A 12,598-nucleotide genomic window follows, 5' to 3' on the forward strand; every position below is an offset into this window, starting at 1 on the left:
CATTGCGTGCAACGCTGCGTGCGTCGCGCGTTCCTGTGCGGAATTGACCGCTACACGGGTCGGTCCTACGAGCATCGAAAGGACTGGATTGAGCAGCGGTTGCTGCTGCTRGCCGAATGCTTCGCTATCGCCGTTCACGCCTACGCGGTGATGAGCAATCATCTGCATTTGGTCGTGCAATTGGAACCGAGYYTGACAAGGCAATGGGCGGATGCCGAAGTGGCCGCACGTTGGGTTCGGTTGTTTCCGCCTCGCGAGAACACTCTCGCCGCTCACGAGTGCAAGCGCAGCGCGCTACTGGCCGATCCGGCTCGCCTATCGTTGATCCGTACCCGTTTGGGCGACCTGTCTTGGCTGATGCGTTGTGTTGCGGAGCCGATAGCCCGCGCCGCCAACGCCGAGGACGGCTGCAAAGGGCGCTTCTGGGAAGGCCGCTACAAGGCGCAAGTACTTTGCGACGATCGAGCCGTATTGGCCGCTATGGCCTATGTGGATCTGAATCCGATTCGCGCCGGTCTCGCGAGTGGACTGCAGGAATCGCATCACACCAGCGCGCACCTCCGGTTGCGCGCGCTCAACACTGATTCCGCCGAGACGGCGCTTCGCCCGGTCGCCGGCTCGCAGGTGGCCTGCTTGCCGATCCGGTTGGGTGAGTACTTGGCGTTGCTGGAGTGGACCGGGCGGCAGGTCCATCCGGACAAGCAAGGCGCCATTCCCTCTGACGCGCCGAGCGTATTGGTAAAGCTGGATAGGGAGCCAAGCCGCTGGACGAAGCGGGTGAGGTCGGTGGGCTCGGGCTACTGGCGTGTGGTCGGCGAAGCCCAGGATTCCTCCGGTTGCGCGCGCTCAACACTGATTCCGCCGAGACGGCGCTTCGCCCGGTCGCCGGCTCGCAGGTGGCCTGCTTGCCGATCCGGTTGGGTGAGTACTTGGCGTTGCTGGAGTGGACTGGGCGGCAGGTCCATCCGGACAAGCGAGGTGCCATTCCCTCTGACGCGCCGAGCGTATTGGTAAAGCTGGATAGGGAGCCAAGCCGCTGGACGAAGCGGGTGAGGTCGGTGGGCTCGGGCTACTGGCGTGTGGTCGGCGAAGCCCAGGATTTGATCGAACTGGCGCAACGACTGGGTCAGCGCTGGCTTAAAGGTGTGGGTCTAGCGGTCAAACTCGCCTAAGGCGCCTGAAAATGGCGGGAAGCGCGCGAGTAAGGGCTGACAATTATCCCTCCAGGGGCAATGGACCTGTGGCGCACGCGACGGGGCTGGCATCCGTCGACCTTCTGTGAATCTCGCGATCCCTCAGGTTGTTAGTATCCGATGGGATACCTGTGGGTGTCCCATTCTTCCCAGTATCTGTGGGTGTCCCATTCTTCGCCTCGCCCGTGACGGGGCTGGGCATCCGTCGACCTTTTGTGAATCTCGCGATCCCTCAGGTTGTTAGTATTCGATGGGATATCTGTGGGTGTCCCATTCTTCGGTTCCATTCTTCGGTTTTCGATGGGATATCTGTGGGTGTCCCATTCTTCGTCCTCCCATTCTTCGTCCCATTCTTCGCCTCCCATTCTTCGCCATTCTTCGGCCACCGTCGGCGCGCTTGCCGCGCTGCAGGGAGTGGATCCTCAGATGCAGTCCCATATGCGCATCAGCCGCAATGTCGGCCTGGCAGAAGCACAGTTGCAGCAGGTGGTATCCGTGCTGCGTGAGCGCGTCGGCACCGAAGCGGCCGACCGCGCCGACGCCGCGCGCATAAGCACGGCCTCCAAGTGACGTCGATGAAACTCGTGAACCTGCGGCCCGCGTGTTTCGTTGTCATCGATCGGTTCGGTGATGCATCTTGACCGATCAATTGCCCTTCTTCTGACGACCGCTCAACGGCAGGCGCCACAACTCGTAGCGTTCTTCCCCAAGCGGGACGGAGCCCGCGAAGTGGTCGTTGAGGCGGCTCGAGGTGAAGATCAGATCGCCACCGGGCTGGATGGCGGGCGTATCGGGCCAGCGCACGCCCTCGTTGGACGCGATCAAGGACATCGATCGGGTCTTGTGGTCGTACTTCACGATGCCGTTGCGGGTGACGTCGGTGATGTAGAGGTCGCCTTGGGCGTCGGTCACGATGCCGTCGGTGTTGCCGTCCACCGCGCCCAGGTCCTGGATCGTCGCGGCGATCTGTTCGTCGGTGGAACCGGTTTTGCGCAGGATCGCCGTCGGCAGCGCGTGGATGCGCGTTCCGGTCGTCACCGTCCAGTACAGCGTCCTGGCGTCCGGCGAGAGTGCGATGCCGTTGATGCCGATCAGCAAGGGCTTGCCCGGCCATACGTCGGCGCCATGCGCGACGACCTTCACACCCGGTTCGATCTGCAGGCTCGGGTGCCGATCGAGGACGCGGCGGACCGTAGCGCTGGCGTAGTCGACCACGATCAGGCCGACCTTGTTATTCGGCGCACTGCGCGACCCGCTGTCGGAGATGTAGGCGATGCGACGGCGCTCGTCGACGACGATATCGTTGAGAAAACTGGCCTTGCGGTCGGCGACGCTATCCAACGGGATGCGCTTGACGGTACGGCCGGTTTTCAGATCCAGCACCAGCACCTTCTGCGAGCCCGCCGGCGCCTCGGCTTCGCCTGCGACGAAGCCCATGTCCAGCGCCCACAGCCAGCCGTTCCTGCGATCGACATGGAATCCGAGCACATTGCGCAGACTTCGTTCCGGCGCGCCCTCCACCGCGTTGCCTGGGTGTGACGGGAAGGCGGTCAGCCGTGCCGGACCGGATTCGGCCCGGGTGTCCAGAATGCTCAGCGTGGCCGGCGCCGCGGCGGAAACCAGACGCGGCGTACTCACATAAGCGACACCTTGCGCATCGAAGTGGATGCCGGCGATGGGTGCGTCGACCGACGCGGCGAAAGGCGCCGGGTTCTTGCCGTTGTCCGGCGCATCCCAGCTCACGCCAGCGTAGCTGCGCCAGCGTTCCAGGGAGGGCCCATCCGCCGCACCGGCCGCGTTTGCGAAGGAAAGCAGGGCCGCCATCGCGATGGCGGACGTACGACAGGGGCGCTTGGACATGGTCGTGTTCCGTAAGGGAAGGAGGAGATGCTGGAAGTCGGGCGGGCTCAGGCGACCTGACGCATCTGCAGCAGGTCGAACGCGCCGATCATCGACCCGGCCTTGCTTCGGAACGCGTCCATGTGCGGACCGCGCATGTGGGTTTCCCACGCAGCGCGGTCGCGCCAGCGTTCGACGAATACGACCCGGCCCGGCTGCTCCAGGGACTCGTTCAACTCGTAGCTGATGCATCCGGGCAGCTGGCGCACGACGGCGACCAGTTCGGCTTGCGCCTGGACCAGCGCGGCTTCGTAACCGGGCTTGGCCTGCGCGATGGCGATGACGATGAGGTCGGACATGATGGCTCCGGATTCAGAGGATCGAACGGAAAGTGCCGCCTTCGACGCGAACCGCCGCGCCGTTGGATGCGGCGCCGAGCGGACTGGCCAGCAACGCGACCATCGCCGCGATCTCGTCGGCCTCGATCATTCGCGCGATCAGCGAACTGGGGCGATAGGTCTGGAAGAAGTGCGCTTCGATCTCCGCGTCGGTCATGCCAGGACGCGGCGCGGTCTGGCGCAGGTATTCGACGATGCCGTCGGAACGCGTGGCCGACGGCAGCACGCTGTTGACGGTGACGCCGGTGCCCTTGGTCAGCTCGGCCATGCCGCGCGAGACCGCCAGCTGCGCCGACTTGCTGACGCCGTAATGCACCATGTCCGGCGGCGTGAACGCGCCGACCTCGCTGGAAACGAAGATCACCCGGCCCCAGTTGCGCTGCAACATGCGTGGGAAGTAATGCCGCGACAGGCGCACGCCCGACATCAGGTTGACGTCGAGCATGCGCAGCCAGTCCGCATCGGTGATCTCGGCGAAGGGCTTGGCTTCGTAGTAGCCGAGGTTGTTGACCAGGATGTCGGCGTCCGGCTGCGCCGCGGTCAGCGCAGCGGCGCCTTCGGCGCTGCCGAGATCGGCGACGATCGTGGCGACGCGGCTGTCGGGTGCGCCCTTGGCGATCTCGGCGGCGGCGTTCTGCAGTTTTTCCGGGTCGCGGCCGGTCAGGGTGACGGTGACGCCTTCGCGCGCCAGGGTGCGGGCGATGGCCAGGCCGATGCCGGCGGTGGCGCCGGTCACGAGAGCGGTTTTGCCGGCGAGTTGAAGGTCCATGGTGATTTCCTTGAGACGAGCCGACGGCGCGCCCGCGCGAACGGACGTGCGCATCGCTCTGCGTAGAAAGAGTGGGGCCGACCGATCCGCCGGCCGCTGGTCGCGCAACCGGAGGTACTGCGACTTCAGAGGCCGGCCGCTTGCGGGTCAGCCAGGGGTGGATGACCTGCCCGAGCTAGGTGCCGGTCGGCCGTTCGTTGCCGCCCTGGCTGCCCTGACTCGGCACGGGCGGCACGAGTCTGGCGGAAGGGATGGAGGTGCTCTGGTTCATGGTCGTGGCCCTGCGATGCGGAATGGACTCACTGTATTCAGCACTTATGCGGCGATAAACTGATCAGGGAGAAAAACATTTGTTCTTCTGAGGACAAGATGAGCCGGAAATTCGACTACCTGGGGGACGTGGAAGCCTTCATCGCCGTGGTCGAGCACGGCTCTTTCACCGCCGGCGCCGTGGCGCTATCGACCACGCCCTCGGTACTGAGTCGCGCCGTCGCCCGGCTGGAGACGCGCCTGGGGCGGCAGCTGCTGCAGCGGACCACGCGCCGCCTGGGCCTGACCGAAGCCGGACGCCTCTACCTGGAGCAGGCGCGCTCGGCCTTCTCGCTGCTCGAAGACGCCGAGCGCGAGGTGCAGGGCCAGGAGGGCGAAATGGCCGGCCGCGTCAGGCTGAGCGTGCCGACCACCTACGGCCACTATCGGCTGCCGCCGCTGCTTGCGCGCTTCGCCAGGCAATACCCCCGGGTCCAGGTAGAACTCAACATCACCAACCGCAATGTCGACTTGGTGGCGGAAGGATTCGATCTCGCCATCCGCCTAGGACATCTGCCCGATAGCGGCCTGGTCGCGCGCAAGCTCGAAGACGCCGCCCTGCTCCTGGTCGCATCCCCCGAGTACGTGCAACGGATGGGCCTGCCGCAGGCGTTGGAGGATTTGCGGCGGCACCTGTGCCTGCCCTTCCTGATGCCGCGCACGGGTCGTCTCGCGCCCTGGGTGTTCCGCGACGGCGGGAAAGATATCGATTGGTTGCCCGACGCGCCGATAGAAATTTCGGACGATGTGCTGGGCGTGGTGTCGCTGGCCGAACAAGGCGTCGGCATTTGCCAGAGCTACGAATTCATCGTTCGCGACCGGATGGAACGCGGCCGGTTGGTGGAAGTGCTGCCGCAGTTGCGGGGGCGATCGCGGCCGTTCTCGGTCGTCTATGCGCCACACCGGAGTCAATCCGCAGCGGCACGAGCCATGATCGACCTGCTTACGTCGTAATACGACACGCTAAAATCGATGTCGAGAAGCTCAGCCTATCGAAACTGAACTCTCTTCTGGTCGCCGCGGAGCAGCAGATACAGCTGATATCCAGCCGTCGCCCATTGCCTTAGTGCGTCGATAAGGTGATCGCACTCGCTGCTCAGTACGGTTATACGATCGAGGACCCAAAACCATTTCCCAGTCCGCATGCGCGCGCCACGCGGACACATAGGTCCGCGTAGCCGAACAGCCTGAAAACATGCGCGATGCCAGGCCTCAGCCCATTACCCGCACCACCACCTTGCCGAAATGCCTGCCCGCCTCGAGGTACTCGTACGCCTCGCGCGCCTGGTCGAAGCCGAACACGCGGTCGACCACCGGCACGATGCGATTGACCTCGACGAACTTCGTCAACGCATCCAGCATCGCGCGACTGCCGACGAAGATGCCGGACAGGTGCTTCACGCCGACGATCAGTGCGAGCGGGTCGACCTGGGTGCCGCCGAAGCCGGTGACGCCGCCGATCACGGCGACGGTGCCGCCCATGCGCGTGGACTGGATGGATCGGGCGAGGGTGCCTTCGCCGCCGACTTCGATCACGGCATCGACGCCGATGCCGTCGGTCAGGCGCAGCACTTCGTTCTGCCATTCCGGGGTGTCGCGGTAGTTGATAACGGCGTCGGCACCGAGGGCGCGCACGCGTTCGAGCTTGTCGTCGCTGGACGAGGTGACGATGGCGCGCAGGCCGGCGGCCTTGGCCAGCTGCAGGGCGATGATCGAAACGCCGCCGGTGCCGAGCAGCAGCACGCTGTCGCCGGGCTTGAGCGCGGCTTCGACGAACATCGCGTTCCAGGCGGTGATGCCGGCGCAGGACAGGACGGCCGCTTCGGCGTAGTCGAGGTGGGCGGGGATCGCGACCAGCGCGTCCTCGTGGGCGATGAACTGCTCGGCGAGCACGCCGTCGATCTGGGCGCCGAACGAGTCGCGGGTCTTGGTCGGCGTCGGCCTGCCGTCGATCCAGTCGGGGAAATACGTGTTGATGACGCGGTCGCCGAGCTTGAAGCGGGTAACGCCGGCACCGACCGCGATCACTTCGCCGGCGCCGTCGGCCACCGGGATCATCGGGTGGGCGGCGACCGGGCCGTACTGGCCGCGCGCGAACATCAGGTCGCGGTAGTTCAGGGACACGGCATGGGTGCGCACGAGCACTTCGTACGGACCGGCGACCGGGGCGGGGCGTTCGACGCGCTCCAGGCCGGCGACGTGGGCGCCGCTGACGATCTGGTAAGCCTGCATGGGGTGGATCTCCGTAGGGGGTCCGGGCGGTCCGGACGGTGATCCATACGATATAGTCGCCTGATGGGCCCCGGTGGCTCTATTCAATCGCTAATCTGTATCCCTATAGGCGCCAATGGACGACAAACTCACCGGCATCGCCGCTTTCGTACAGGCCGTGGACTCGGGCAGCTTCGCGGTCGCGGCCGAGCGCATGAACCTCACCCGGTCCGCCGTGGCCAAGAGCGTGGGGCGCCTGGAACGTCGCCTGGGCGCGCGCCTGTTCCATCGCACCACGCGCCGGCAGAGCCTGACCGAGGACGGTCAGGCCTATTACGAGCGTTGCGTGCGGGCCCTGGCCGAGCTGGACGCAGCCGAGGCGACGCTGGACAGCGGCCGCCGCGAGCCGCGCGGCCGTTTGCGGGTGAGCGCGCCGGTGCTGTTCGGCCGTCATTGCGTGGCGCCGGTGCTGATGACGCTGGCGCAGCAGCATCCGCAATTGCAGGTGGAGATCTCCTTCAGCGACCGGGTCGTCGATCTGCTGGAGGAGGGCATCGATCTGGCGATACGCATCGGTCCGCTGCCGGACAGCACCCTGCTGGCGGCGCGCCGTCTGGGCACGCAGCGCATGGGCATCGGCGCATCGCCCGCTTATCTGGCCCGACGCGGTCGGCCGGAGAGCGCCGAAGCACTGGATGGCCACGCCTGCATCGTCTATGGCCGCGCCGGTCAGGACCTGCGCTGGCGGGTGCGCGACGGCGATGGCGTGCGCGAGCCGCGCATGGACGTGAAGCTGCGCATGGACGATGTGCAGGCGATCGCCGATGCCGCGATCGCCGGCGTCGGCCTGGCCTGGCTGCCGTGCTGGATGCTGTCGCGCTATCTCGCCAGCGGCGAGCTGGAATGCGTGATGGGCCACGAGCTGGTGTACCCGAACGACGTGCACGCGGTGTGGCCGCAGTCGCGCTACCTGCCGTCGAAGACGCGGGTGGCGATCGATGCGCTGGTGGAGGAAATACCGAAGATCATCGGCAAGTGACGCGTCCGCCTCGGGCCGGGAATCGGCTCGGCCGCTGGTCGGACGCGCTCCAGCGCGGGGTCTGAACAGGCGCAGCGTGGCCGGCCCGGCCGGTTTCGACCGTTGGTATTCGGGCGACATCGACGCGTGAAGGACGCGCGGAAGTACAGGCCAAGGAAGCGGTCCCGCAACGGGACCGGGGCGGAATGAGGTCCGCCATGGCGTTGCGGCGCGCAGCAAGCATTCGTGATCGGTGTCCGCGCGTTCGCGGCGACGCAAAGCCTTGCGCGCTGCGTGCGTTCGACCCACGCGACAGGTCCAAGGAGGACCCCATGAACCCGAGCATCCGCATTCCCACCGTCGCCGCGCCGCGCGCGGCGCTCTATGCCTCGGCGCTGGCCGTGCTGCTGGCCGCGCCCGCCTACGCGATCGGCCCGGAGGCGCCGGTCGATTTCGTCGATCACTACGTGCGCGACGGCTTCGTCGTGATGGTGATCGAGCCCGAACGCCTGGCGTCGCTGGACGTCACCCGCGCGATCTACAGCGACGGCACGCCGCTGGCGCGCGAGCCCGATCCGGTGCCGTGGCGCAAGCTGCGCATGTTCGACTACACCGCGCCGTTCACCGGGCCCAACGATTTCAAATACCGCGATCCGCGCGACAAAGCGCCGCCGCGGCGCGCGGCCGAAGCCGAGCGCCAGCTCCCGAGCATCGCCCGCGCCGAGCCGCGCGCGGAGCTGCGCCTGGCCGACGCGTCCGCCGCCGCGCGCACCGCGCTCCGGGACGAACGGCCCAAGCGCGTCGGCGTGCTGATCCCGCTGGCCAGCGACAAGGCCGCGCAGCTTAAGGACGGCGCCTACGCCGAGAAAATCCTCGCCCGCGCGCATGCGGCCAACGAGGACCCGAAGAGCAAGCCGCTGCAGATGGTGTATTGGGCGCACTTCGTGGTCCGCGACGGCAAGCCGGCCTATGTCAGCCAGGCCGAGTACTCGCGCATGGTCGACCCGCCTTACGACGGGCTCGATGCGCTGGGCGAGAAAGTGCAGTGGAACGAGGGCCGCGGCGCGGCGGCGAAAATGCCTGTGAGCAAGACCAGGCTCGGCCGCGCCATTCCGCTGGGGCGCGCGGGCGGGTTGCTGCCCGAACGCGAAGACGCGGCACGCCGCAAGGACCAGGACGCCGGCCGGAACGCCGACGAATCACGCGAACGCTAGGAGGCACCCGCCATGAACATCCGCATTATCCAATTCGCCGCCACGGCGGCCCTGTTGCTGGTCGCGCAAGTCGCGGCCGCGGCCGAACGCAACGTCTGCTTCCGCCTGCAGCTGCGCGACGAGCGCGTGCAGTGCGCCGACACCTCCGAAGCCGGCGCGCGCCGCGGCTGCAATTCCGGCGGCTACGTCGACATGGTCGGCCACCAGATCGAAGTCTGGGACAAGGACTGGGAAGGCGACGACGAATACATCGGCACCTGGTACATCGGCGGCGGCGGCAGCCAGTGCGTCGCATTCGAGTGGGAGAACTCCGACTACGACAAGGGCGAAGCCAATCCCGATCTGTACCTGCGCTACATCAACAGGGTCAACCGCACCGGCTACAGCCACTACGTCGAAGTGCGCGGCGTGAACACCGACAACAGCGCCGCCAGCGTGACCTCGTGGCGCAACGGCCAGTCCGGCGACCCGGAACGCTATGTATCCATGAACTGCAAGGCCAACACCACCTGCAGCGTGTTCGGATCGGGCACGCTGGTGCCGACCAACGACATCGCCTCCGATCGCGGCCTGCGGATCATGGCGCTGGACTCGGCCCAGCACACCCTGCAGGCCTTGGGCGAGATCATGGACACCAGCGTGCGGCTGCAATACCCGGGCCAGACCGATTGCCCGACCAGCTGCGCGCCGGACCGCGACCTGATCAAGATCACCCGCACCCGCGGCGCCAACGGTTCCAACGTGACCCACGAGCTCGGCCACGTGATCCAGATGCAGGAGTTCGACCAGGATTGGCTGCGCGACGACTGCAGCCGCGGCGGCGACGGTCACAGCCTGGACTCGCTGGAACACGAGTCCTGCGCGACCACCGAGGGTTGGGGCAACTACGTCGCCCTGGTGAGCTGGTACGAGCCGAACAACAGCGCGACGGTGCCGTTCGGCTGGGGCCGCAACTTCGAGACCGCGACCCTGGGCTTCGCCACCTGTTCGGACAACGCCCACAACGAGATCCAGACCGGCAAGGCGTTCTGGGACCTGGACGACTGGAACAACGAGGGCGGCAGCGGTGCGGCCAGCGGCGACGACGATCGTCTGGCCTACGCCAGCACCGACATCGTCACCGGCTGGCGCCAGTTCGACGACGGCAGCGACAACCGCGAGGACGGCGAAGACGGCGCCGATGGCGTCAACGTGCGCGACTACTGGGGCAACAACAGCGGCCGCTTCACCGCAGCCGGCGCTTTCGAAACCCTGATCGACCACAACTGCCTGCAGGCGCAGGTCAACGATTGAACCGCGTCGCGCGCACCGGTCCCGCGGATCGGTGCGCGCGTGGCTAGTTGTCGCGGCGCATGCGCAGCAAGGCGACCACCAGGATCACCACCAGGGTCAGGCAACCGACTAGGCCCAGGATGATGATCCAGTGCCACAGGCTGAGTCCTGCCATCCCTTCCTCCGACCGCTTGAGCTCCTGTCGAGGCGCAGGGTAACGGAGGTGGTTGTTGCGAAAGTGTGTGCGTCGTTAAAGCGTGACCTGCGTGTGTAGCGCGTGCTGCTCTTGTGTGGAGCGAGTCGGATCGCGATGTGGCTGTGGCCAATGATGGCTCGCGATCGCGGGTACGTCGGCAAGGGGAGGTTCAATCGCGACTTACGTCGCTCCCACAGTCGCTGCGGGGTTCGGGCTGTGTGCCGGGCTGGACGATGAGAGCAGGACTTGCGCTGGTTCGCCGACGACGCTGCTGCGTGATCGAGTGCGGTCGCGGCTTACGCCGCTCCTACCCCGAGGCGGCGGCGTGGTGCGAAAGAGCGGTGGTCAGCCGCGGTGCTCCAAGGCCAGATACTCCGCCGACTGCATTTCGATCAGGCGCGACACGGTGCGTTCGAAGGCGCCGCCGAGTTTGTGGCCCAGGTAGAGCTCGGTCGGCGCGACGGCGGCAGTGCAGACCAGGTTGACGTGGCGGTCGTAGAGTTCGTCGATCAGGGTGACGAAGCGGCGCGCGGGGTCGTCGTTGCGGCCGTCGAACAGCGGGATGTCGCCCAGCAGCACGGTGTGGTGTTCGGTCGCGATCTCGATGTAGTCGCCGGCCGCGCGCGGGCCTTCGCACAGCGCGGCGAAGTCGAACCAGGCGTGGCCTTCGGCCAGGCCGCGCACCGGGATGTCGCGGCCGTCGATGTGCAGCGGGCCCTGTTCCTTGGGGCAGGCCATCGACAGTTCCTTCCAGCGCGCGGCCAGCCAGGCGTCGGATTCGGCGTCCAGCGGCGTGCGATACACCGGCGAGCGGGTCAGCGCGCGCAGGCGGTAGTCGTGGGCGCTGTCGAGCAGCAGCACTTCGCAATGCTGCTGGATCTGCGCGATCGCGGGTTTGAAGCGGTCGCGCTGCAGGCCTTCGGCGTAGAGGTTGGGCGGCGCGGTGTTGGAGGTGGTGACCAGGGCCACGCCCTCGGCGAACAGGCGTTCGAGCAGGCGCCCGAGCAACATCGCGTCGCCGATGTCGATGACGAAGAATTCGTCCAGCACCAGCACGCGCAGTTCGCGGCCCCACTGGCGCGCGATCTTGGCCAGCGGATCGCTCTCGCCGGTATGCGCGCGCAGCTGCGCATGCACTTCGCGCATGAAGCGGTGGAAGTGGGTGCGGCGCTTCCCGCGGATCGGAAGACCGTCGAAGAACAGGTCGATCAAGAACGTCTTGCCGCGACCGACACCGCCCCACAGGTACAGGCCCTTGGGGGTTTCCGGTTTCTTGCCGAGCAGGCCGTCGAACAGGCCGCGCTTGAGCGGTTCGCTCAAGCGCGCGTGGAGGCGGTCGAGTTCGCGCAGCGCGGGGTGCTGGGCGGGGTCGTCGTTCCAGTCGCCGCGGGCGACGCCGGCAGCGTAGGCGGCGGACGGCAGCGCCGCCGCGATCGGTTCACTCATGCGGTTGCGCAGGCAGGTAGGGCTTGATGCCGTTCTTGATCGCGCCGCGCAGGTCGATCAGGCGGCGGTGGAAGAAGTGGCTGGTGTCGGGCATGCGGACCAGGTCCGGCGGCTGCTTGAGGCTGTCGAGCCAGGCGTAGACGGCGCTGGGGTCGACGATTTCGTCGGCCTCGCCCTGGATCACCAGCCAGGGGCAGTCGGGGATGACGATGTCGGCGAAATCCCAGCGCCCGGCCGGCGGCGCGATCGAGATCAGCATGCCGGGCTTGAGTTCGTCGGCCACCTTGAGCGAGACGTAGGCGCCGAAGCTGAAGCCGGCCAGCCACAGGTGCGCGTCGGGACGGGTCGCGCGGACCCAGGCGGCGACCGCGCGCAGGTCGTCGGCTTCGCCGCGGCCATGGTCGAACTCGCCCTCGGACTGGCCGACGCCGCGGTAGTTGAAGCGCACCGTGGCCGCGCCGGACTCGCGCAGGGCGCGCGCGGTCATGGTCACGACCTTGTTGTGCATGGTCCCGCCCTCGGTCGGCAGCGGGTGGCAGACGATCGCGACCAGCGGCCGCGGCGTGTCCTCGGCGGCTTCGACGATGGCTTCGAGCGCGCCGGCCGGGCCGCGCAGGCTGAGCGCGGTGGAGGCGTCGCCGGGGAAGGCAGGGGTGGTCATACGCGCATCATACCGAGCGACTGTTAGCGGGCCGGCGATCAGCCAGGTCTGCGGTCAACGGGCTTGCAGTCA

The 12,598-nt window shown here is 67.1% G+C and carries 11 protein-coding genes and 1 pseudogene; 6 read left to right on the forward strand and 6 right to left on the reverse strand.

All coding sequences use genetic code 11. From position 1 onward, the window contains the following. A pseudogene (locus ASD78_RS21285) lies at positions 1 to 1,014 on the forward strand (hypothetical protein); the annotation flags it as partial. Positions 1,015 to 1,619: 605 nt separating this feature from the next. Continuing rightward, complete coding sequence (locus ASD78_RS20345; RefSeq protein ID WP_156087499.1) at positions 1,620 to 1,763, forward strand: hypothetical protein; 144 nt, start codon at positions 1,620 to 1,622, stop codon at positions 1,761 to 1,763. Positions 1,764 to 1,838: 75 nt separating this feature from the next. Here the strand turns inward: ASD78_RS20345 and ASD78_RS00010 are convergent, their stop codons facing one another. The 3 genes from ASD78_RS00010 to ASD78_RS00020 are packed head-to-tail and all read right to left on the reverse strand — an operon-like array spanning position 1,839 to position 4,199. Continuing rightward, entirely contained in the window at positions 1,839 to 3,053 is a 1,215-nt protein-coding gene (locus tag ASD78_RS00010; protein ID WP_056097632.1) for an L-dopachrome tautomerase-related protein, read from the reverse strand. Positions 3,054 to 3,100: 47 nt separating this feature from the next. Beyond that, positions 3,101 to 3,391, reverse strand: coding sequence for a putative quinol monooxygenase (locus ASD78_RS00015; RefSeq protein ID WP_055907207.1), 291 nt, complete (start codon positions 3,389 to 3,391; stop codon positions 3,101 to 3,103). A 13-nt stretch (positions 3,392 to 3,404) separates the two neighbouring features. Next, positions 3,405 to 4,199: an SDR family oxidoreductase gene (locus tag ASD78_RS00020; protein WP_056097634.1), complete on the reverse strand. Its 795-nt coding sequence runs from the start codon at positions 4,197 to 4,199 to the stop codon at positions 3,405 to 3,407. Positions 4,200 to 4,568: 369 nt separating this feature from the next. Here ASD78_RS00020 and ASD78_RS00025 point away from each other — a divergent pair, with 369 nt between their 5' ends. Beyond that, on the forward strand, positions 4,569 to 5,462 hold the full coding sequence (locus ASD78_RS00025; protein WP_055907212.1) for a LysR family transcriptional regulator: 894 nt from the start codon (positions 4,569 to 4,571) through the stop codon (positions 5,460 to 5,462). 258 nt (positions 5,463 to 5,720) lie between these two features. Here ASD78_RS00025 and ASD78_RS00030 read toward each other — a convergent pair whose 3' ends face one another. Continuing rightward, positions 5,721 to 6,740, reverse strand: a complete 1,020-nt coding sequence (locus tag ASD78_RS00030) for an NAD(P)-dependent alcohol dehydrogenase (protein ID WP_056097635.1) — start codon at positions 6,738 to 6,740, stop codon at positions 5,721 to 5,723. 115 nt (positions 6,741 to 6,855) lie between these two features. On the opposite strand from ASD78_RS00030, the gene ASD78_RS00035 reads away from it, so the two are divergent. The 3 genes from ASD78_RS00035 to ASD78_RS00045 all read left to right on the forward strand — a co-directional run bounded on the left by ASD78_RS00035 (position 6,856) and on the right by ASD78_RS00045 (position 10,244). Next, positions 6,856 to 7,758 (forward strand): LysR family transcriptional regulator, encoded by a 903-nt coding sequence (locus ASD78_RS00035; protein WP_056097637.1) that lies wholly within the window; start codon positions 6,856 to 6,858, stop codon positions 7,756 to 7,758. Between the two features lie 311 nt (positions 7,759 to 8,069). Next, entirely contained in the window at positions 8,070 to 8,951 is an 882-nt protein-coding gene (locus tag ASD78_RS00040; RefSeq protein WP_055907228.1) for a hypothetical protein, read from the forward strand. A gap of 12 nt (positions 8,952 to 8,963) precedes the next feature. Further along, complete coding sequence (locus ASD78_RS00045; protein WP_056097639.1) at positions 8,964 to 10,244, forward strand: hypothetical protein; 1,281 nt, start codon at positions 8,964 to 8,966, stop codon at positions 10,242 to 10,244. A 520-nt stretch (positions 10,245 to 10,764) separates the two neighbouring features. Here the strand turns inward: ASD78_RS00045 and zapE are convergent. Continuing rightward, positions 10,765 to 11,853, reverse strand: coding sequence for a cell division protein ZapE (gene zapE, locus ASD78_RS00050; protein WP_200944111.1), 1,089 nt, complete (start codon positions 11,851 to 11,853; stop codon positions 10,765 to 10,767). 4 nt (positions 11,854 to 11,857) lie between these two features. Further along, a complete protein-coding gene (locus ASD78_RS00055) occupies positions 11,858 to 12,526 on the reverse strand; it encodes an alpha/beta hydrolase (protein ID WP_055907240.1) in 669 nt (222 codons plus the stop codon). Between the last annotated feature and the right edge of the window lie 72 nt (positions 12,527 to 12,598).

This window comes from Lysobacter sp. Root667 (assembly GCF_001427715.1).
In the GTDB taxonomy this organism is placed as follows: domain Bacteria; phylum Pseudomonadota; class Gammaproteobacteria; order Xanthomonadales; family Xanthomonadaceae; genus Lysobacter.